Origin of the sequence: Saccharopolyspora oryzae (assembly GCF_027853915.1) — a bacterium.
GTDB classification, from domain to species: domain Bacteria; phylum Actinomycetota; class Actinomycetes; order Mycobacteriales; family Pseudonocardiaceae; genus Saccharopolyspora; species Saccharopolyspora oryzae.
The window spans coordinates 1-20,459 of the sequence record NZ_JAQGLA010000065.1 but is presented as its reverse complement, the minus strand read 5'-3'; the positions used below and the strand labels follow the sequence as shown (position 1 = coordinate 20,459).

General features: G+C 69.4%; 20 protein-coding genes. 5 read left to right on the top strand and 15 right to left on the bottom strand.

The genetic code is table 11. The features are described 5' to 3' along the window. Window positions 1–2 precede the first annotated feature (2 nt). Window positions 3–1,436: an FAD-dependent oxidoreductase gene (locus OU415_RS28210; RefSeq protein ID WP_270952353.1), complete on the top strand. Its 1,434-nt coding sequence runs from the start codon at window positions 3–5 to the stop codon at window positions 1,434–1,436. Beyond that, entirely contained in the window at window positions 1,433–1,921 is a 489-nt protein-coding gene (locus tag OU415_RS28205) for a nuclear transport factor 2 family protein (protein ID WP_270952352.1), read from the top strand. Before OU415_RS28210 ends, OU415_RS28205 begins: the two co-directional genes overlap by 4 nt. A gap of 5 nt (window positions 1,922–1,926) precedes the next feature. Here the strand turns inward: OU415_RS28205 and OU415_RS28200 are convergent, their stop codons facing one another. From OU415_RS28200 to OU415_RS28190, 3 genes are all read right to left on the bottom strand, one after another. Further along, window positions 1,927–2,640, bottom strand: a complete 714-nt coding sequence (locus OU415_RS28200) for an IclR family transcriptional regulator (protein WP_270952351.1) — start codon at window positions 2,638–2,640, stop codon at window positions 1,927–1,929. Between the two features lie 110 nt (window positions 2,641–2,750). Then, complete coding sequence (locus OU415_RS28195) at window positions 2,751–3,881, bottom strand: DmpA family aminopeptidase (RefSeq protein ID WP_270952350.1); 1,131 nt, start codon at window positions 3,879–3,881, stop codon at window positions 2,751–2,753. Then, a complete protein-coding gene (locus tag OU415_RS28190; protein ID WP_270952349.1) occupies window positions 3,878–4,537 on the bottom strand; it encodes a TetR/AcrR family transcriptional regulator in 660 nt (219 codons plus the stop codon). Before OU415_RS28190 ends, OU415_RS28195 begins: the two co-directional genes overlap by 4 nt. Window positions 4,538–4,659: 122 nt before the next feature. Between OU415_RS28190 and OU415_RS28185 the strand changes: the two genes are divergently transcribed. After that, complete coding sequence (locus OU415_RS28185) at window positions 4,660–6,078, top strand: APC family permease (RefSeq protein ID WP_270952348.1); 1,419 nt, start codon at window positions 4,660–4,662, stop codon at window positions 6,076–6,078. 22 nt (window positions 6,079–6,100) lie between these two features. Here the strand turns inward: OU415_RS28185 and OU415_RS28180 are convergent, their stop codons facing one another. The 8 genes from OU415_RS28180 to OU415_RS28145 form a co-directional block, all read right to left on the bottom strand. Next, window positions 6,101–6,682: a class I SAM-dependent DNA methyltransferase gene (locus OU415_RS28180; RefSeq protein ID WP_270952346.1), complete on the bottom strand. Its 582-nt coding sequence runs from the start codon at window positions 6,680–6,682 to the stop codon at window positions 6,101–6,103. Between the two features lie 125 nt (window positions 6,683–6,807). Then, a complete protein-coding gene (locus OU415_RS28175; protein ID WP_270952344.1) occupies window positions 6,808–7,956 on the bottom strand; it encodes a M20 family metallopeptidase in 1,149 nt (382 codons plus the stop codon). A 10-nt stretch (window positions 7,957–7,966) separates the two neighbouring features. Then, window positions 7,967–8,632: a DUF1028 domain-containing protein gene (locus tag OU415_RS28170; protein WP_270952343.1), complete on the bottom strand. Its 666-nt coding sequence runs from the start codon at window positions 8,630–8,632 to the stop codon at window positions 7,967–7,969. Continuing rightward, a complete protein-coding gene (locus OU415_RS28165; RefSeq protein ID WP_270952342.1) occupies window positions 8,629–9,051 on the bottom strand; it encodes a RidA family protein in 423 nt (140 codons plus the stop codon). The genes OU415_RS28170 and OU415_RS28165 overlap by 4 nt, the downstream gene beginning before the upstream one ends. Continuing rightward, entirely contained in the window at window positions 9,051–10,367 is a 1,317-nt protein-coding gene (locus tag OU415_RS28160) for a flavin-containing monooxygenase (RefSeq protein WP_270952341.1), read from the bottom strand. The genes OU415_RS28165 and OU415_RS28160 overlap by 1 nt, the downstream gene beginning before the upstream one ends. A 189-nt stretch (window positions 10,368–10,556) precedes the next feature. Further along, window positions 10,557–11,951 carry an MFS transporter gene (locus OU415_RS28155; RefSeq protein WP_270952340.1) on the bottom strand — a complete coding sequence of 465 codons (1,395 nt, stop codon included), beginning with the start codon at window positions 11,949–11,951 and terminating at the stop codon, window positions 10,557–10,559. A gap of 196 nt (window positions 11,952–12,147) precedes the next feature. Then, window positions 12,148–13,107 carry a LysR substrate-binding domain-containing protein gene (locus OU415_RS28150; RefSeq protein WP_270952339.1) on the bottom strand — a complete coding sequence of 320 codons (960 nt, stop codon included), beginning with the start codon at window positions 13,105–13,107 and terminating at the stop codon, window positions 12,148–12,150. A 125-nt stretch (window positions 13,108–13,232) separates the two neighbouring features. Next, the gene (locus OU415_RS28145) at window positions 13,233–13,685 is read right to left on the bottom strand and encodes a hypothetical protein (RefSeq protein WP_270952338.1); all 453 of its coding nucleotides are present in this window, start codon (window positions 13,683–13,685) and stop codon (window positions 13,233–13,235) included. Window positions 13,686–13,895: 210 nt separating this feature from the next. Here OU415_RS28145 and tnpB point away from each other — a divergent pair, with 210 nt between their 5' ends. Further along, window positions 13,896–15,260 carry an IS607 family element RNA-guided endonuclease TnpB gene (gene tnpB, locus OU415_RS28140; protein WP_270952337.1) on the top strand — a complete coding sequence of 455 codons (1,365 nt, stop codon included), beginning with the start codon at window positions 13,896–13,898 and terminating at the stop codon, window positions 15,258–15,260. A gap of 44 nt (window positions 15,261–15,304) precedes the next feature. Here tnpB and OU415_RS28135 read toward each other — a convergent pair whose 3' ends face one another. Then, window positions 15,305–16,456, bottom strand: a complete 1,152-nt coding sequence (locus OU415_RS28135; protein ID WP_270952336.1) for a PucR family transcriptional regulator — start codon at window positions 16,454–16,456, stop codon at window positions 15,305–15,307. A gap of 303 nt (window positions 16,457–16,759) precedes the next feature. Here OU415_RS28135 and OU415_RS28130 point away from each other — a divergent pair, with 303 nt between their 5' ends. Continuing rightward, entirely contained in the window at window positions 16,760–17,206 is a 447-nt protein-coding gene (locus OU415_RS28130; protein WP_270952335.1) for a hypothetical protein, read from the top strand. Window positions 17,207–17,250: 44 nt separating this feature from the next. Here the strand turns inward: OU415_RS28130 and OU415_RS28125 are convergent, their stop codons facing one another. From OU415_RS28125 to OU415_RS28115, 3 genes are all read right to left on the bottom strand, one after another. Further along, complete coding sequence (locus OU415_RS28125) at window positions 17,251–18,393, bottom strand: FAD-dependent oxidoreductase (RefSeq protein ID WP_270952334.1); 1,143 nt, start codon at window positions 18,391–18,393, stop codon at window positions 17,251–17,253. Window positions 18,394–18,491: 98 nt separating this feature from the next. Next, window positions 18,492–19,973 carry a sodium:solute symporter family protein gene (locus OU415_RS28120; protein ID WP_270952333.1) on the bottom strand — a complete coding sequence of 494 codons (1,482 nt, stop codon included), beginning with the start codon at window positions 19,971–19,973 and terminating at the stop codon, window positions 18,492–18,494. Between the two features lie 187 nt (window positions 19,974–20,160). Continuing rightward, window positions 20,161–20,459, bottom strand: a 299-nt coding sequence (locus tag OU415_RS28115; RefSeq protein WP_270952332.1) for a DNA glycosylase AlkZ-like family protein, incomplete at its 5' end; no start/stop codon positions are given.

Sequence of the window (20,459 nt, the reverse complement as noted above, 5' to 3'; positions counted from 1 at the left end):
CCATGAGTTACGACTACGACCTCGTCGTCATCGGCGCCGGGGGCGCTGGGCTCGCCGCGGCGGTGTCGGCCGCGCAGCAGGGGCTGCGGGTGCTGGTGCTGGAATCCGAGTCCGAGATCGGCGGGTCGACGCAGCTCTCCGCCGGGATGCTGACCGCCGCGGACACCGGCGTGCAAAAGGCGCTGGGCGTGGACGACTCGCCGGAACGCATGTTCCAGCACTACATGGACCTCAACCAGTGGCGCGTGCTGCCCGGGCCGACGCGGATGTTCTGCGAGCAGTTGAGCTCGCTCATCGACTGGCTGCTCGACCTCGGCGTCGAGATCCCCGCCCAGCTGTCCCGGAACGCGCACATGCCGGGGTTGACCCGCGCCGGTGTCGAGGACGTCTGGCGCGGCCACGTCCCGAAGGACCAGGGATACGGGCTGGTCCAAGCCCTGGACCGCGCCCGCCGGCGGCTCAAGGTCGATCTCGCGCTCGGCAGCCGCGCCACCGATCTGCTGCGCGACGGATCAGCGGTGCGCGGGGTGGTCGTCGACGACGCCGAGGTCACCGCACCGTCGGTGGTCGTGGCCAGCGGCGGGCTGGCGCAGAACCCCGAGCTGGTGCGGGAGTACTTCCCGGACGCCGGGATCGCGGGCGACAGCCTGTTCGTGGTCGCCGCCCCGGGCAGCCGGGGCGATCACATCGCGCTGGCCGAGCGGCACGAACTGTCGCTGTTCGGCCACGGTTGGGGGCTGCTGCTGGTCACCGCCGAGTTCCAGCGGTTCCACCACTGGCAGAGCGGATTCCCGCCGGCGTCCCGGATCCACGTCGACTCCGACGGCCACCGGTGCATGGACGAGGACGCGCCGTACGCGGTCAGCCCCGGAATCCTCAAGGACCACGGCGGTTTCGTCTGGGCCGTCTTCGACGAAGCGGCCCGCGCAGGACTGCCACCCGGCTACGCCGACTGGTCCGCGGACCGGGTCCTCGAAGAGGTCGGCAAGGGCGTCGTCCGCTGCGCCGACACGCTGCCCGAGCTCGCTGCCCTGATCGGCGCACCGGCGCGGAACCTGGTCCGGAGCGTCGAGCGGTTCAACGAGCTGTTCGCGCAGGGCCACGACGAGGACTTCCTCCGGCACGAGTCGCTGGCGGCCAAGCAGGTCGACCCGCAGCTGCCCCCGGTGTCGACCGGCCCGTTCTACGCCGTCCGGATGCTGCCCGCCGAGCTGGTGTGCACGCACACCGGACTGCGCATCGACAACCGCGCCCGGGTGCTCGACACCGAGGGCCGAGCGGTTCCGGGGCTGTACGCGGCAGGTGAGGCGGCCGGCGGGATCCTCGGCGAACGCTACGTGGGCGGCGGGAACTCCGTGGCCCACGCCCTGGTGCTCGGCCGCCTCGCCGGGCAGCAAGCAGCACTGCGGCTCAACGGGACGGAGAACACCGAATGACCACATCGGACGATCGGGTCGCCATCGAGCAGGTCCTGTACCGCTACGCGCGAGCGGTGGACCGCCTCGACTACGACGGCATCCGGGACTGCTACTTCCCGGACGCCATCGACGACCACGGCGGCTACCACGGGCCGGTCGACGGGCTGGTCGAGGACATCCGGCGGCGGCACACCACGATCGACTCGTCCCAGCACTTCATCAGCAACGTCCTCGTCGACTTCACCGACGACGACACAGCCGAGGTCGAGTCCTACTGCCTCTGCTACCTCAGGCAGGCGCCGGTCGGCGGTGCGACCGAGCAGGAGCTTGCGATCATCCGGTGCCGCTACGTGGACCGGTTCGAGCGGCGCAGCGGCCGGTGGCGCATCGCCGACCGGGTCGTCGTCTTCGACGAGGTCCGCGCGCAGACCATCACCGACGGCCTCGACCCCGGCTGGGTCCGGTCCAGGAGGGACACCGCGGATCCGGTCTACCGGCGGTGATGACCTCAGCGCACCCGCGACCGCGACGCGAACAGCTGCGCGCTCACCTCGCGCGCCGCCTCCACCACCCGCGGGGCCACCTTCTCGACCGCAGCGGGATCGACCAGCGACACACCGATGCTGACCTCCGACATCGTCGGAGGGGTCTCCACCCGCACCGAAACCCCGATGACACCGGGGATCACGTGACCGGTGGAAACGGCGTAGCCCTGCTCACGAGCGGCCACCACCTCGGCAGGGTCGTCATCGCGGGGCGGGCGGCCCGCCAGGATCGCGATGCCGCCCGAGCCGCGGTCTATCGGGTGCCGCTGCCCCGTCCGGAACGCGATGTGCGCCGCGGCGAGCCGCGGCTCGACCACCAGCACCGCCTGCACCTCGGCGTCGCCGACCGGCACCATCAGGTTCGCCGTCGCATCGACCGCGTCGGCGAGCCCCGCCATGACCGGGTAGGCCAAGCCGCGCAGATCGCTGTCCACCGCCGACGCCAGCTCCACGAGACCGTAGGCCAGGTGGTACCGCTTGTCCTCGGTCCGCCGGACCAGGTTGTGCGCGGTGAGCGCCTCCAACATCCGGTGCAGCGCATTGCGGTTGAGCTCCAGCGAGCGCGCCATCTCGGTCAGCGTCTCGCCGTCCGGCCTCCGGGCGAGGTGCCAGAGGACCCGGATTCCCCGGTCGAGCGTCTGGGCCCCCGAAACCGAGGATCCCCGGTTGTCTTCCACGCTCACCCGCCTCGCCGATCGCAGTTCCCCACCAATCCTATCCAACCCGCCACAACGATTTGCTCCCCGAGCATCCCGGCACGCGCGGAGCGGCCTCCGCGCGGCATTCGTCAACCGTCGTCGAGCCGGACGCCCGAATCGCGCAGCAGCTCGACGAGCCGGTCGTGCGGCAGGGCCGGAGTGCGGTGGCCGTCCCGGCCCACCATGTCCGCGTTGGCGGTGAGCGAGTTGAGGACCGCCTCCTCGGTGGCCTGCACGGTGGCCTCGTAGAACGGGTTCATGCGACCCCACGGGACGAACCGGAGTTGTTCGTAGGCCGGTCCGCCGGCGGCCATGGTGCTGGTGAGAGCACCCGCATTGGCCGTGGAGAAGGCGAGGAAGAGGTCGCCGGAGAAGTGGCTGCCGGTGGTTCCGGTGCGGGCCAGGCCGAGCGGCACCCGGCGGGCGAGCGCGGTGCACTGGCCGGGCAGCAGCGGTGCGTCGGTGGCCACCACGACGATCACCGAACCGGCACCGGGCGCGGCGAACCGGTCGGCCTCCTCCATCGGGTTGTCCGCCAGCAGCTGGTGGCCGACCGGCGCTCCGGCCACCACGAGTTCCCGGCGGGCGCCGAAGTTGGCCTGGACGAACACGCCGACGGTGTACCGGTCCGATTCGTGCTCCACGACGCGGGACGCGGTGCCGCTGCCGCCCTTGAAGGCGTAGCAGTTCATCCCGGTTCCGCCGCCGACCGAACCTTCCTCGATCGGACCGGACCGGGCCGCGTCCACCGCCGCCACCGCGTTGGCGGGTTGCACGTGGGGGCCGTTGATGTCGTTGAGGTAGCCGTCCCAGGTCTCCCCGACCACCGGCAGCAGCCACTCGCGGGCCAGATCGGGCCGGTTCGCCACCACCCAGTCGATCAGTCCACGGTGGACCGGGCCGATCGCGTGGGTGTTGGTGATCGCGACCGGCAGCGTCAGCGAGCCGGTCTCGTCCAGCCACGCGGTCCCGGTCATCTCCCCGTTGCCGTTGAGGGAGTACCAGCCCGACGCGCACGGAGTGGCGACCCCGGCCCGGCCGCGGGGCAGGACGGCGGTCACCCCGGTGCGGACGTCGTCCCCGTCGATCAGGGTGGTGTAGCCGACCTCGACACCGGGAACGTCGGTGACCGCGTTGCACGCACCGGGCGTACCGTCGAACGGAATCCCCAGGGCACGTGCCCGGAGCAGCCCACCCGGAGTGCGGGTGCGATCGGTCATCGGGTATCTCCTCGTGGCCGGAGGCGGGTCACCTCAGCGTCATCCGGATCAGCGGTCAGCTCAGCGCAGCCCGTGGCGCCGCGCGCGTAGGACAGGATCAGCTCGAACGCGCGCTGCGGGGGCATCACCGCGTTGCCGGCCAGGATCTCCAGGCCGTACCCGTTCTCCAAGCACACCAGGTTCGCCGCGATGTCGGCGACCGGCGCCGTCAAGTCGAAATGCCCCTGGGCCCGGCCTATCTCGAGGATGGCGTCGTACATGGTGACCTGCCGGCCGAACAGGCTCTCCACGATCACCGAGTACACCGAGTCCTGGCGGACCGCGGTCGTGAACTCGTAGAGCACGTTGACCAGTTCGTCGTCGGCCCGCCACGGGATGCCCGCCCGCGCCGCCGCGACCAGCTTGTCCCGCGCGTCGTCCATTGTGGATATCAATGCCGCGCGGTCGGTGCAGAACCGCTCCACCGCCTGCCGGAACACCTCCCGCAGCAGCTCGGACAGGTCGGGGTAGTAGTAGTGGACCGAACCGCGGACCACGCCGGCCTGCTCGGCCACATCGGCCACCCGCAACGTGGCCAGGCCCTGACGGCCGACGGCCCGGGTGGCCGCGGCGACCAGATGCTCGCGCCGCACCGGTTTACGACTGGGACGTGCCATCCTCGAATTATCTGGCACTCACGACAGTCGAGTCAAACATGTTGGTTCCCCAGCTATTGACATCGGCTCGCCCATCTTTGACTCTTGCGCCAAATAACTGGTGCGGAAGGTCGAGGTGACCGATGACCGGAGAAGTCACACCACGGACCGAAACCCCCCGAGCAGCCACCTACCAGCAATCTCTCTCCCGCTCGCTGACCTTCCGGGAGAACATCCTCATCACGCTCTCCGCGGTGACGCCCGCGTCGAGCGTTTTCATCATCATTCCGTCGGTGATCCGGGGAGTCGGCGGCGCTTCCGCGATCGCCTTCGCCATCGCCGCCGTCGTCGGCATCTCGGTGGCGCTGTGCTACGCCGAACTGTCCAGCGCATTTCCCATCACCGGCGGCGAATACGCGTTCGTCGCGCGGACCGTCGGCAAGTCCACCGGGTTCGCCCTCTACCTGCTGACCATCATCTCCGGCATCCTCATCCTCGGAGTGATCGCGAGCGGGACCGGCGACTACCTCGGCGTGGTGTGGTCCGCCCTCGAAGGCCGGTGGGTGGGTCTCGTGGTCATCGTGGCCACCGGGTTCATCGCCGTGCTGGGCATCCGCACGAACGCCTGGGTCACCGGCATCTTCCTGACCCTGGAACTGCTGGCGCTCGTCGTCCTGGCGGTGCTCGGCTTCGTGCGCGTCGACCAACCGGTCTCCGTGCTGTGGACCGCCCAGCAAGCGGGCGCAGGCAGCACGCTGACCGCCGCGTCCGCGGGATTGGTGGTCTCCTACACCGCGATCGCGATCTTCGCCTACAACGGCTACGGCGCCGCCGTCTACTACGCCGAGGAAACCCGCCAGGCCACGCGGACGATCGGGCGGGCGATCCTCTGGTCGCTGGCGATCACCGTGGTCGCCGAACTCGTCCCGCTGGTGGCCGTGCTGCTGGGCACGCCGAGCATGTCGGAGCTGGTCAGCGCCGACTCGCCGATGAACTACTTCCTGCTCGCCCGCGGCGGACCGGTGGTGAACACGATCGTCAGCCTGGGCATCGCGATCGCGGTGATCAACGCGGTGATCGCGATCATGCTGCAGCTCGGCCGCAGCCTCTACTCCTCGGCCCGCGACGGCTCCTGGCCCGATGCCGTCAACCGCCCGCTGACCTGCATCCACCCCCGGCTGCGCACCCCCGTCGCGGCGACCCTGGTGGTGACCGCGCTGGGCTCGCTGGCCTACTGGCTGCTGCCGTTCGAAGTGCTGCTGCTCGGTTCCGGAGCCAGCCTGGTGATCACCTACGTGCTGGTCGGGCTGGCCGCGCTGGTCGGCCGGATCCGCGGCCGGACCAGCCGGGCGGCCTACCGGATGCCCGCCTGGCCGCTGCCCCCGCTCCTGCTGCTGGCGTCCATGGTGGTGGTCCTCGGCGAAAACCTGCTCAACGACTGGGTTCCGGTGACGATCGCGGTCGGCATCCTCGTCGTCGGATACGTCTACTACTACGGCTACATCCACCCCCGCCGCGACGAGCGCTGGACGCTGCCCGCCCCGATCGACGAGGACGCCTGAGCGGATCCGGGCCGGACGGGGTTCAGCGGGTGTGGACCGATACCGCGTAGTCGCCGTCGGTGAAAGGAGCTCGGTCCCAGGTGGCGAACCGGTCCGCCAGCACCAGGCCGGCCGCTGCGGCGTGGGCGTCGTAGTCGGTGGTCCCGTAGCCGCGGTCGAGGCTGAAACCGGCGACGAGCACACCTCCGGGGCGCACGTGGCGGGCCACGCTGGCCACCAGTGCCGCTTGGGTGCCGGGGCGGGTGAACAGCGGGACGTTGCCGGCCATGACGACCACGTCGAAGGTCCGGCCGAGGTCGAGCTCGACCAGATCGGCTTCGATCCACGAGATCTGCGGGGCCCGCTGGCGGGCGGTGGTCAGCATCGAGCTGTCGAGGTCGGTGCCCACCACCTCGATGCCGTGCCGGGCCAGTTCGATGGCCACGCGGCCCGTTCCGCAGCCGGCGTCGAGGACGTTCGACGGGGCGAAGGAACGGACGAAATCGGCTTCGCCGTGCACGTCCGCCCCGGAGGCGGCGAGCGCGTCGAAGCGCCGCTGGTAGTCGTCGCCGTCCCACTCGGCGGGTCCGTTCGAAGCGATGTCACGTCCAGTTCCTCGAGACATCCTCCGATCCTCACATCCCGGTGACACCGGCCCGCAACTGCCCAGTGCACTGGACGGGAACGGGCCATCTGTGTCCACAAGAGACGTTGACGCTCCGAACAGCGGCCGATCGTCGCCGATCCCGGTCAGGCGACCGTGCTGCGGGCCCGGTCCGCACCGGTCCAGGCCAGCGCGACCGCTCCGTCGAGCAGGGCTCGTTCGGCCTGCGGACCGACGCAGTGCGCGGCGAACTCGTGCTGGTGGTTGGTGGCCGGCAGCGAGCCGATCCCGATGTAGGGGTGGATGGCCGGCACGACCTGCGACACGTTGCCCATGTCCGTCGACGCCCGGTTCATCCGGCCCGCCAGCCCGTCCGGGGCGAACTCCCGGCCCAGGTGCAGGGCGTTGGCCCGGTATGCCGCGAGCGCGCGCTCGTCGGTGCGGAACTCGGCGTAGGGCTTGCTCTCCGCCTCGATCTCCAGCGTGGTGCCGGTCGCCAGGGCGCCCGCTTCGAAGCAGCGCATCACCTTCGGCTCGATCTCGGCCAGCTCGGCCAGGGTTTCCGCGCGCACGTACCACCGCCCCGAGGAGGTTTCGGGGATCGCGTTGGGTGCCGAGCCCGCCGAGGTGACGATCCCGTGCACCCGCGAGCTCGACGGGAGCTGCTGGCGGAGCAGGCCGATGGCGACCTGGGCGACGGTGAACGCGTCGGCGGCGTTCACCCCGTCCTCGGGATAGGCCGCCGCGTGCGCGGACCGGCCGCGGTAGGAGATCCGGGAATGGCTGACCGCGAACGGCCTCGCCTCTGCGACGTCGACCGGGCCCGGGTGGACCATCATCGCCAGGTCGACGTCGTGGAACGCGCCCCGCTCCAGCATCTCGATCTTGCCGCCGCCGCCCTCCTCGGCCGGGGTGCCGTACACCTCGACGGTCAGCCCGAGGTCGTCGGCGACCTCGGCCAAGCCGAGCGCGGCACCCACCGAGGAGGCGGCGATCAGGTTGTGCCCGCAGGCGTGCCCCAGTCCGGGCAGCGCGTCGTACTCGGCGCACAACGCGATCCGCAGCGGCCCCGTGCCGTAGCTGGCGAGGAACGCGGTCTCCAGCCCCAAGTAGTCCGCGGTCACGGTGAACCCGCGGCGATCGAGGAGCTCCGGGACCGTCGCGGCGGCGTGGCGCTCCTCCCAAGCGGTCTCGGGCCGGGCGTGCAGCCTCCTCGACAGCTCGACCAGGTCGTCGGCCACTCGATCCACGGCGGTGCGGATCGCGGCCTTCTCACGGGTCACCGTGCTCGGCATGGGGTTCCTCCTACTGGTCGCCGGGGACGCCGTACGACGGCGCGGTCGCGGGATTCAGACCGCGGCGGACGTAGTCGTCGCGCTGCGGCAGCCAGATCTCCAGTGCTCCGGCCAAGTCGTCGATCGGCGCCTCTGACCAGTCGACCCGCAGATCCGTCACCGGCCACTCCACGTCGGCGACGACGGCAAGGCCCGCCGAGTGCACCGGCCCTGCCTCTCCGCCCGCCGCGACCGCCGCCTGCAACGCGGCGAGCAGCCGCTCTTCGAGCTCGCCCGTCGCGGACTCGAAGGCATCGACCATGGCCGTCGGAATCCCGCTGCCGCTGAGCAGGTTTCCCGCGGCAACCGAGTTCGGGCCGACGGCGGCGCCGTGGGTGCCGAGGGTCTGCGCACCGCTGAACCAGGCGGTCGGCCCGGCCGGCCCGACCGCGGTCAGCTGGCGGTAGTCCAGATCGGTCGCGCCCTCGCCGACTTCCCGCAACGCGAGCTGGGCATCGCCGTGGACGGCCAAGCGGTCGAGGATGCGCCCGCCCAGGCGAGGATCGGTCACGTTCTGCGAGGCGGCGGCGCCGACGCCCGGCCTCAGGTGCGAGCAGCGCGCGGCCACCGCGGGGCTGGAGGAGCTCACCGCCATCCCGAAGCGGCCGTCCTGCCTGGCTGAGATGGAGAAGGTCATCGGTCGTCCTCCGGGATCACGGCGATGGCATCGATCTCGCACAGCCACTCGGGGCGTGCCAGCGCGGAGACCACGACACCGGTGGAGATCGGGTGGACGCCCTTGGTCCAGCGGCCGACGGTCCGGTAGACGGTCTCGCGGTAACGCGGGTCGATCAGGTAGATGGTCAGCTTGACCAGGTGCTCCATCCGGCTGCCCGCCTCCCGGAGCAGCATGTCGATGTTCGCCATCGCCTGCTCGGCCTGGGCCCCGACGTCACCGATCCCGACCGACTCGCTGGTGTCGAGGTCCTGCCCGATCTGGCCGCGGACGTAGACGGTGTTGCCGGCCACGACTGCCTGGCACAGGTCGTTGTCGAGGTTCTGCTCGGGATAGGTGTCGCGGGTGTTGAACGGGCGGATGCGGGTGTGGGTCGGCATCAGGCTGCTCCGGTCGTGTTGGCGGTCGGTTCGAGGGCCCAGTCCAGCCGGGACGAGTCGGTGCCGGGAGATCCGGCGTAGGCGAGGTAACCGCGCTGGATCTCGATGTGCTCGGCCACGTACGCGGCGTCGTGCCAGACACCCCAGAGGAAGCTCGACCCGCGCCGCGACAGCCACGGCAGCCCGAGGAAGTAGACCCCGGGCTCGGCGGACACGCCGCGGGTGTGTTGCGGTTTGCCGTCGTCGTCGAAGGCGTCGACCTCCAACCAGCTGTAGTCGGACCGGAATCCGGTCGCCCAGACGATCGAGGTGATGCCGGCTTCTGCGAGGTCCAGCTCGGAGATCGGGTCGGTCACGCAATCCGGATCCGGCCCGAACGCGCGGGCCTGCGGTTCCTCGGGCAGGTCGAGCCCGTTGCGCTCGATGTAGGCATCGGCCTCGTCGAGCATCTTCAGGTAGTTGGCGTCGCCGTTCGCGATGTTCTGGCGCAGGTCGTCCGCGAAGTGCATCCGGCCGTCGGCGAAAGCACGGGTCATGCCGAGGAGGGTGATGCCGTCGGCCGCGAGGGCGCGGAAGTCGACGGTCCGGCCACCCCGGGCCCCGCTGACCGCGATCGTGACGTGCTCCGCCCCGCGAGGCGGAGCTGCCGCGTCCCACTTGTTGAGGACTCCGAGCCACCAGCAGAAGTCGCGGCCCCGGTAGCTCCGCGGCGGCCGGTCGTGCGGACCGACCGACAGGTGGACCTCCTTGCCGGAGCGCTGCAGCTCGTCGGCGATCTGGACGCCCGATGACCCCGCTCCGACCACGAGGACACCGCCTTCGGGCAGCTGCTGCGGGTTGCGGTAGGAGCTGGAGTGCAGCTGGGTCACCCCCGCGTCCTCGGGAACGACGGGCGGGATGACCGGGGTCTGGAACGGGCCGGTCGCCGCCACCACGTAGCGGGCGTCGATCACGCCGTCCGAGGTCTCGACGCGAAAACCCGGGCGCCCGAAGTTCTTTCGCACGTGCCGGACTTCCACGCCGCAGCGGATCGGCGCGTCGATCTTCTCCGCGTACGCGACGAGGTAGTCCGCGACCTGGTCCTTCGAAGCGAAACCGTCGGGATCGACGTCGTCGAACCGCAGTCCCGGGAAGCGGTCGTGCCAGGCCGGGCCGTTGGCCACCAGGGAGTCCCAACGGCCGGTGCGCCAGCGCTCGGCGATGCGATCGCGCTCCAGCACCAAGTGCGGGATCCCGCGTGCGCTGAGGTGTTCGCTCATGGCCACCCCGGCCTGTCCTCCGCCGACCACGAGGACCTCGGTCTCGCACTGCGACATGTCTTTCCTCCGTTCGCTGGTCTCGACGTTCTACGACCACCCGGACCGGTCAACGGGGCCGCCGATGATCCGAGTCTGAGCGAACTCATTGCAACAGACCAGCATATGTTTTCGAATCATTGCATCGGCTCTGTTGATGCAATGGATTGCGCGGGGCCGCCCGATCGCGTGCGGACGGGCCCGCAGCTGTCAGGAATTCCCCTTGCCCGCAACCGATCCGGAGGTCCGCGGGACCCCCGCCCCGGCCCCGAGGTCCTGCTCCTGCAGCAAGCTGGTCCCCGCGGTTTCGCGCATGCTCAGCGCGGCGACGAGCCCGATCGCTGCGGCCACCATCAGGTAGGGGCCGGGGACCAGCAGGCTCCCGGTGGCGGTGATGAGGACAGTCATGAAGAACGGCACCGTGCCGGCGAAAAGCGCGGCGGTGATGTTGTAGGCGATCGACAGCCCACCCTGGCGGGTCCGGGTCGGGAAGATCTCCGCGGCCCACACGGCGTGGGTGCCCAGGATCGCCGAGAGGATCACCGACAGCCCGAGTGCCGCGACGACGGTGCCGACCATCCCCGTCTGCATCAGCAGGTAAGCGGGCGTGGCCGAGACCAGCAGGGCAACGGCGGCGCCGACCAGGACGGGCTTGCGACCGATTCGGTCCGACAGCCGGCCGAACACGGGCACCAGGACGAGCCCGAGCAGCGAGACGAAGGTCGAGAGGAGCGCGGCACTTTCGGCGGAGTGACCCAGGTGGTCCGTCTGGTAGTTCACCAGGTAGGTGAGCACCGCGTAGAAGAGCACGTGCATCATCGTCATGATCCCGGCGGCCTGGAACAGCTGCCGCACATTGGTGCGGAAGAGCTCGGAGATCGGGCTGCGCGACACCGAGCCGGTCGCCTCCAGCACCCGGTACTCCGGCGTGTCCTCGATCTTCGTCCGGATGACGTAGCCGATCACACCCATCGGCGCCGCAACCAGGAACGGAATCCGCCAGCCCCACGCGGTGACCTGCTCGGGCATCAGCGAGACCGACAGCAGGTAGAAGGCGAACGACCCGGCCAGGAAGCCGAGCAGCGACCCGACCTCGAGCCAGCTGACACCGAAGCCTCGCCGGGCGCGGGGAGCGTGCTCGGCCAGGAAGCTCGCGGCACTGCCGAACTCGCCGCCGGCCGCGAAGCCCTGCACCAGCCGGATCGCGACGAGCAGGATCGGTGCAGCGATCCCGAGCGTCGCGTATCCCGGTAGCAGACCGATCGCGAGCGTCGAGATCGACATCACGATGATCACGATCGACAGCGTTCGCCGGCGGCCGATGCGGTCGCCGAGCGGCCCGAACACCAACGCGCCGAGCGGGCGGATGCCGAAGGACACCGCGAACACGGCGAACACCGACAGCACGCCGGCGACCTGGTTCTCGGCCGGGAAGAACACCGCCGCGATGGTGGTGGCGAGGTAGGCGTAGACAGCCCAGTCGAACCAGTGGACGAAGACGCCGATCGCACCGGCCGCCACGCTTCGGCGCAGCGAGGCGGGATCGGTCTGGACGGTCGCGTCGAGCGCGGCATCGGCGGCGGAATGTGAGGCGAGTTCGGACACAGGGCCTCCTGCGGTCGTCGCGGGACGGCGGCAGGACCGTCAGCGCCCCCGCCGTGAACAGCGCGCACGACGTCAGCGCTGTTGGGAGGCGACGCTATGCATTCCCGGGTGATCACTCAAACAGAGATATCGGGTCCAGTGCATCAGCAATTCCGATGCAGGATGGCACCGGCGAGGGTCGACACCGGTCGTCGGATCAGGAGCGCGGCGTGCGGACGTTCTCGCCCAGCCGCCCGGTCGCCACCCCGAGCCGTTCGACGACCACGCGGGCGCTGTCGGTGACCGCGCGGGCCCGGGCCGTGCGCCGCACCGACTCCATCCACGCCACCACCACCGACAGCGACGGCGCGTCATCGGCGATGGGGCGCGACTCGACGCGCCCACCGCCGTAGGTGCCGTCGAACACCGGCTGCTGGTTCAGCAGCGAAAAACCCAGTCCCCGGGCGACCATCCCGCGGACGGCCTCGACGCTGTGCGAGCGGTACGCGATGCGGGGCGTCGCACCGGCCGCGGACAGCAACTCGCGGAAGTACTCGCGGCTGTGCGGGAGGTCGAGCAGCACCATCGGCTCGTCGGCCAGGTCGCGCAGCCGGACCTGCGAGAGCTCGGCGAGCCGGTGGTCGGGCGGCAGGACCACGTACGGCGGCGCCTCGGCGATGGCCTCGCGCGCCACCCCCTGCCCGAGCCCCAGGTCGTAGGTCACGGCCACCTCGACGGTGCCGCTGCGCAGCGCGGCGCTCACCGCGCCGGCTTCGAGTTCGAGGACCTCGACCTCGAGCCCGGGGTGTGCCGCGCTCAGCTCCGCGAGCAGCTCGGGCATCACGAACGGGACGAGGGTGACCATGCACGCCAGCCGGATGCGCCCGCGCACGTCGTCACCTCGGCCTCGCGCCGCGTCCAGGACCTCGCCGAGATGCGCGAGCAGCCCCCGCACATCCCGCAGGAACTCCTCGCCCGCCGCGGTCAGGACAAGACCCCGCGCGTGCTGGCGGATGAACAGCGGAGTGCCGACCTGCCGTTCCAGCTGGGCGACCGCCGCCGAGACGGCCGACTGGGCGACCCGCAGCTCCTCTGCCGCCTTGGTCATGCTCAGCGCGGACGCGGCCTCGACGAAGTAGCGCAGTTGCGTCAGGGTCACGTCCGGTTGCCCGCTCACCGAAGCACCACCTGATCATCACTGGAACTGCTGCCGAATTTGAGCGCAACGGTACAGCAGATTCAACATCGGCCACGAGCACGAGCACGCCGCGATCCCGCCGAAGCGGTCGAGGACAGCCCTCGTCAGCGCCGGTCCCCTTCGGGGATCGGGCCGGACTGATCCGCGTGCGCGTTGAACTTCTCGAGGTCCGTGGCGAGTGCGTCGTACGCGGTCGGCTTGGTGCGCTTGAGGTACGCGCTGTAGGCGATGCCTCCGATGAGCGCGAGAACGAGCAGGAGCGGCAGGAGCCGCACCGCCACTGCGTCGGAGCCGGCGACGATGTCGAAGTTGGTGATCGCCAGGACGACGATCGACAGCATCCCGAGCAGGCCGATCCCTGGCGCGGCGAAGGTGCTCCACCACCGCCGGTCTCGGGCTCGGCGGAAGTGCACGATGATCGACAGGCCCGCGAGATCGCTGGAGGAGTGCACGAGGTCGATGTACTCCTGGGGCAGCTCGTCGAAGGACAGCTTGGTCACGCTGGCCACTCCGCCGTTGTACGAGTCCTCGCCTTGGACGAGGCCGTTCTCGTCCAAGGCCAGAGGATCAGCTGGCGGTGGACGACGAGGTAGTCGGCCGGCTCGTCATCGACCGGGATCCCGCTCTGCGCCGCGTACGAACCGGGACTGTTGACTGTTTGCGATTTTGTGTGAATCAGTGTGTTTCTGTTAGGTTTTGTGTGTGATGTTCAACCCCGGAGAGGTCGACGACGGCATGGTGCGCGCGGCCGAGCTCGGGGTGTTCCGGTGACAGTCACGATTCAGGCGTATCGGTTCGCGCTGGGCCCCAACCCTTCCCAGGAAGCAGCGTTGCGATCGCATTGCGGTGCGCAGCGTTTCGCCTACAACTGGGGCCTGAACCGGATCAGGGCCAATCTGGACCAGCGTCGGGTGGAGAAGTCCTACGGTATCCCGTCCGAGAAGCTGACTCCGTTGGTGAACTGGTCTGCTTATTCGCTGCGGAAAGACTGGAACACCGTGAAGGCAGAGATTGCGCCATGGTGGCCGGAAAACTCCAAGGAAGCCTACGCCTCAGGGTTGGCGAATCTGGCGACCGCACTGGCCAACTGGGATGCCTCGAGGAACAACAAGAGAAAAGGCCGCCCGCTGGGGTTCCCACGTTTCAAGGGCAAGCGCAGTGTGTTGTCGTGCCGGTTCACCACCGGCAGCTTCGGCCTTGTCGACCGTGACCGTCGGCATGTGAAACTGCCCCGCATCGGCACGGTGCGCACTCTCGAATCCACCCGGAAGCTGGCGCGGCATGTGGATCGTGGCACCGCCCGGATCCGGTCAGCGACCGTCTCTTTCCGATCCGGTCGGTGGTTCGTGTCGTTTTCGGTGGAGATCCAGCGCGCGGCCCCTCCATCCGCGCGCCCGGACTCGAGTGTCGGCGTGGACCTTGGAGTGAAATCTCTTGCGGTGTTGTCCACCGGTGAGGTGATCGCGAACCCCAAACACCTGGAAGCTGCGCAGCGTGAGCTCCGCCGGCTGCAACGCCAAGCCGCGCGTCGAATCGGTCCGGACAAACGAACCAAACAGAAGCCGTCATCGCGGTGGCGCAAGACCCAGGCTCGGATCACGCGTCTGCACACCCGGATCGCCAACGCCCGCCGCGACGGGTTGCACAAGCTCTCCACCCGCCTGGTGAGAGAACACGGGGCGATCGTGATCGAGGACCTCAACGTCGCCGGGATGATGCGAAACCGGCGGCTGGCGCGCCATGTGGCGGGGATCGGCATGGCCGAGTTGCGTCGTCAGGTCGAGTACAAAGCCGCCTGGTCCGGCGTGAAGGTGCACACCGCTGACCGCTGGTTTCCGAGTTCTAAGACGTGTTCGGGTTGTGGTGTGGTGAAAGCCAAACTGCGCCTGTCCGAACGCACCTACCACTGCCACGCGTGCGGCCTGGTCCTGGACCGAGATCTCAACGCCGCACGCAACCTCGCTGCCCTTGTTGAGCGCGAGGCCTCCTCCCCGAGTTGCGGGGCGAGGCTAAACGAGCCCGATGGAAACCCACCTAAGACGGCCCCATGGGACGCTGCGGGTATTGCCACGGGAAGACCCGGACCTTCTGGTGCGGGCCAACGTCAGCACGGCAACGCGCTGGCTCGGTAAACGTTTTCACACGCTTTCCGAACGGTAGATCTGCTTCAGGAACCCTACGTCTCGCCGAACACCTCCGAGGCGGCCAGTTCCGTCGACGACAGCGTCACCCTGCGGACCATGAGCACCAGCGTCGCCTTGAACCGGTCCATCGGATCCGCCAGGTCCCAGCCCATCTCCGCTTCGAGGTGGGCGAGCCGGGCAGCGACGGTGCTGTGGTGCACGTGCATTTCCTCCGCGGTGCGCCGGAGCGACCCGAACACGCAGTAGGCCTCCAAGGTGGCCACCTCCTGCTCGCCGGCCGGGGACGTTGCGATCGCGTTGATGCGCGCCGCATCCGGGTCGTTGAGCAGGCGTTTCAGCGGCAGCTCTGCGAGCAGTTCCAGCGATCCCAGCCGCCCGTACGACACGGCCCGCCGCCCGTATCCGGTGGACGAGGCGAAGCGCAGCGCTCGACGTGCCTGCTTCCACGACGCGGGCGCGGCGTACACGCTCATGCGGTCGCCGATCCCCACCCACGGGCCGCGCGCGCCGTCCGCACCGGTGTGCGCCATCGGATGCTCGGCGACGATCGCGCTGTGCAAGTCTTCTGCGAGTCGGCGGTCGTCGCTGTCGTCCTGCAGGAGCACCGCCGTCAAGTTCCCGACCGCGACCGAGTGCACGAGGCGCCCCGGACAGATGCGCGCGACCAGTTCCACCGCGTCCTTGCTCGACGTCGTGGACAGCGCGAGTGCGCGCACTTTCCTGGAGGAGTCGAGTCCGAGCAGGCCAACCGCCCGAACTCGGTCCTCACGCCGTTCCTTGTCCGAGAGCACCACTTCCAGCAATCCCGGATGCCCCAACCGCGGACCGGTCGCAGACCGCGGCACGGCAACCCGCAAAGCGTGCTGGAGCCGGTCGAGGAGGAGCGAGTCGAGCGGATGTTCAGCAGTGCCACCGCGTTCGACCCACACAGCCGGTTCCGAGGTGGTCGACGTCGCGGGGCATCCGTCGTCGAGCAGGTCGCCCAGCGCCCCGTACCGGATCACCGTGCCCGATGCCCACTGCGCACCGACGGGGCACTCCGCGAGCAGCGCCGCAGACCGCACGAGCGCGTCGGCGTTGGCGGCGGACTCGCTGAGCCCGTCGAAGAAGGCGATGCCCCGGAACATCGACAACGCGTCGGAAGCCAGCTCGGATATCCGCAACTGCTCATCGCCAGTTGGCACGTCGAGCACCAGAACCTCCAAACACCGAGCCACCGTCCGGCATGACGTTGCTGAGAACGGCGCGGAAGCACCGATTCTCCGCAGAAACCACACCCTGCTCAACCGGCAGTGCCCGCTGATCGGGAAGACGTCCTCGCACGAGATGTTCCGCGAGACGCGAGAGCGGCGATGCTGGTACCACAAAGCTGCCAATGCCCTTGCCCCGCTGTCGAAATCCACCCAAGCAGGCTCCGGCCGATCTTGGCAGTAGTCGGCCAGGTCCCAGGTTACAGTCGGTCGATGCACATATTCCTGCTCCTGGTCGTGGCACTGGCGCTTCTGCTGTTGCTCGCGCTGGTGATTTACGGGCGGCTCGTGGTCCGCAACCAGCGCAGGTCCTTAGCAGTGCTGCGTCAGAACGGCCTCGCGTTCCTGTGCCGTCCAACGCTGGGCATGCTGAGCTCGGCCGGATTCATCCTCAGCGTTGACCACAACGCGGTCTCGCTGTGGAAAGTCGGCCTCGGCGAACCGGTGCGGAAGCAAGCGTTTCCCAGCCCTGGGGCCAGGGTTGCGCCAACCACGGTGAAGATCAACGTTGCGCGCAGGTCGTCCGGGCTGTCCGTGATCTCCTCGGCCGCAGAACGAGTGGACGTCGTCATCTACCCGGATCCGACGATGTCGTACTCGGCCCCCGCCGGTGGTGCTCTTCTCGACCTCGTGCGCGAAAAGATCCAGGAGGAGCTCGCGCGCATTCCCCGGTCCCCCGAATGACCATCGGATGCGCCCACCGCACGAAGGTCACCAAGGGACCGAGCTCAGCTGGGCTCGGCCGCCACGCGGAACTCCGCCGGCACGTCCGAGGTGTCCGCTGCGCTGGCCACGTCGGCGGCCATGGCACCGATCAGCGGCGCGAACTTCGCCCCGTGGCCGGAGCAGGGCGACACCACGGTGATCCCGTCGGCTCGGTCGAGGACGAAGTTCTCGTCGGGGGTGTTGGTGAACAGGCACGTGGTCTCGGCGTAGGGCTCCGGCTCCAGGCCGGGGAGGTGCTCCTGCACGTAGGAGGTGACCCGGCGGCGGTTGTCCGGGTCGACGAGCTGGTCCTGGTGCGCGGCCGACGGCAGCGGTTTGCCGCCGTTGAACTCGGCGACCTTCTGCCCGCGGAAACCGGCGTCCTCGCCACCCGGCAGACCGTAGACCACGATCCGGTCGGTCATGGAGATGAAGGTCGGCCACGAACTGCCGGATCCGTCCCGGTACGGGAAGTGGTACGCCTGCTCCTGCCGGACCACCAGCTCCGGCATCCGGGACAGGAATCCGCGCGGGAGCGCCAGATCCGCCAGCAGATCGGGTAGCCAGCCACCGGCGCACACCACGACTCGTTCTGCTTCCACGACATCACCGCGGCTCGACACCAGCCGGTAGCCGGCGCCTTCCCGCGCAGCCGACGCCAGCTGCCAGCCCGTCTCCAGGTGCGCGCCGTGCGCGACCGCCAGTTCGACCATCGCCTCCACCGCTGCCTGGGCGTGGATCACCCCGGCGCCCGGGTGCCACAGGACCGGGGTGTCGAAGCGGAACTCCGGCCACCGCTCGGTGGCCTGCTGGACGCTCAGCAGCTCGTGGTCGACGCCGAGGTCTCCGAGCACCTGCGCCAGGGTTTCGGGCTGGCGTCGCGCGCCGAAGTCGACGGCGCCGGTCGGCGTGACGAGGGTGCGGCCCGCACTTCGTTCGAGCTCGTCCCACAGCGGTTTCGCCCGCACCATCAACCGGGCGTAGAGGCGCTCGGCGTAGGCGTAGCGGAGGATGCGCGCGGATCCGTGCGAGCTGCCGCCGCGGTGGGCTGGAGTCGTCTGCTCGAGCAGGGTCACCTCGTGGCCCCGGGCGGCCAGCTGCCACGCGGTGGCAGAACCTGCCAGACCGGCACCGATGACGGCGTACTGCGATGTGAGCGAAGGCACTGCGGCTCCGGAAGATCGTCGAATCGGGGTGGACGAGACCCATCAGAACCCGCCTGGTCCAGATCTGTCCAACGCGTCCTCGTCGCCGACTGGTGCGTTCAGCTCCCCGCGGCGTCCCGCTGAGCCGGCTCCACGCCGGGCTCCAGCCGGCCCGCCGCGCGCGCCATGAACGCCTCCGCCTTGGCGTTGTCCGGTTCGCTCAGCAGGCTGGCGGCCACGTACGCCACGAGGCTCAGTCCCATGCCGATCAGGATCCGGGTCGCGTCACCTTCCCAGAACGCGGGGAGCGGAACGCCGAGTTCGATCACGAATCCGTACAGGATGAAACCGCCACCGGCCACGATCGCGGCCACCGCACCGGTGCTGGTCCCCCGGCGCCAGAAGAAGCCGAGGATCAGCGGCACGAACAGCCCTGCCGCCAGCACCTCCGAAGCCAACGACAGCAGGTTCAGCGCGCTGGGCAGCCGCACCGCCACCAGGAATCCCGCGACCGCCGCGAGTGCGGTGCCGATCCGCCCGTAGCGCACCTTCGACCGCTCGGACGCGGCAGGGCGCACGTACTTCACGAAGAGTTCGGCCATGTAGAGCGAACTGAGGTTGAACGTGGTGCAGATCGTCGACATGATCGCGGCCGCGATCCCGACGAAGACGATGCTCCCGAGCAGCGGGGACATGTGGTCGCGCACCAGCGCGGACACGATGCCTCCCGACGGCAGCTGCGCGAAGACCGCGACCGATGCGACGCCGGTGAAGACGACCAGGAAGTAGAGCGGGATGAACCCGCCCATGGCCGTCACAGCGGCCAGTCGTGCGCCCCGGGGGTTGCGCGCGGCCTGGATGCGCTGCCAGGCGGCACCGTCGATCGTGAAGGCGAGCCCGAAGGAGATGATGTAGGTCAAGTTGTCGCCGATGCCGCTGAAGAGGTTGAGGTACCCGGGTCCGCGAGTGGCTTCGACGGCTTGACCGATGTTGTGCGGACCGCCCGCGAGCACGACCGCGACGACGACCGTCACGACGAGTCCGGCCAGCAGCAGCACGAACTGGATGGTCTCGGTCAGCACGACCGCCCGGAACCCGCCCGTGATCGAGTACAGCAGCGACACCGCGGTGCCGAGGACGACCGCCGTCGCGTAGCCGATGCCGAAGAACGACGCGAAGAACCCGCCGATCGCGACCATCTGCGATGCGCCCCAGACGATCAAGTAGATCGTCAGCACCACCGAGAGCAGATTTCCGGCGGTGGCGTTGTAGCGCGAAGCCATGATGCCGTTCTGCGACACCGAGCCGACCCGCCGGATCGCGGGCGCCAGTGCGACCAGTGCGATCACGGCGAGCACCGTCGGTCCACCTAGGACCCACCACGACACCAGTCCGGACTGGAAGGCCTTGTCCACCGAGATCAGCGCGGAATTGGCGCCGTACCAGGTCGCGATGAACGCCAGCCCGAGCGACCACGACGGCATCGCCCGGCTGGCCAGGAAGTAGTCCTCCTCGGTCGCGGTCCTCCGCTTGTACATCGCCACGGCCAGCAGCACCGCGAAGTAGACCGCCAGACTGCCGACCAACCACGCACCGGACATCTCGATCCTCGACTTCCCGCCGATACGGCAATCGTCAAGTGCCCTGTTCGAGGGGCAGGACTCTAGGAGTCCGGAACGAGGGAGGACAGTCCGATTCCCATGCCGTGAGAACCCCGGCGATCACGAACGCGGCCGTGATCGAACATCCCGGCCCAGACCGGGAAAACCGCTCACGCGCTGTGCCGGATCACGCCGTGCGGAGTTCCTTCTCCAGCGGTGTCGGGAAGGACGGGACCACTGGCGTGCCGTCCAACCGGGACTGCAGCTCGTCCGCGGCGTCCCGCACGGCGCGGACCGCCGCTTCCCCGCGGTCGACCAGCAACCTGGTGGCGATGTTCCCGTCCGGCCGCACCGCCCAGCCTCCGACGACCTCACCACCCCACCAGACCGTCGGCCCGATGTTGCCGTTCCGGTCGAACAGGGGCCGGGAATCCGCGGGCAGGTACCAGTCGCGTTCCTTCCAGCCCATCGGCGTCGGATCGAGGG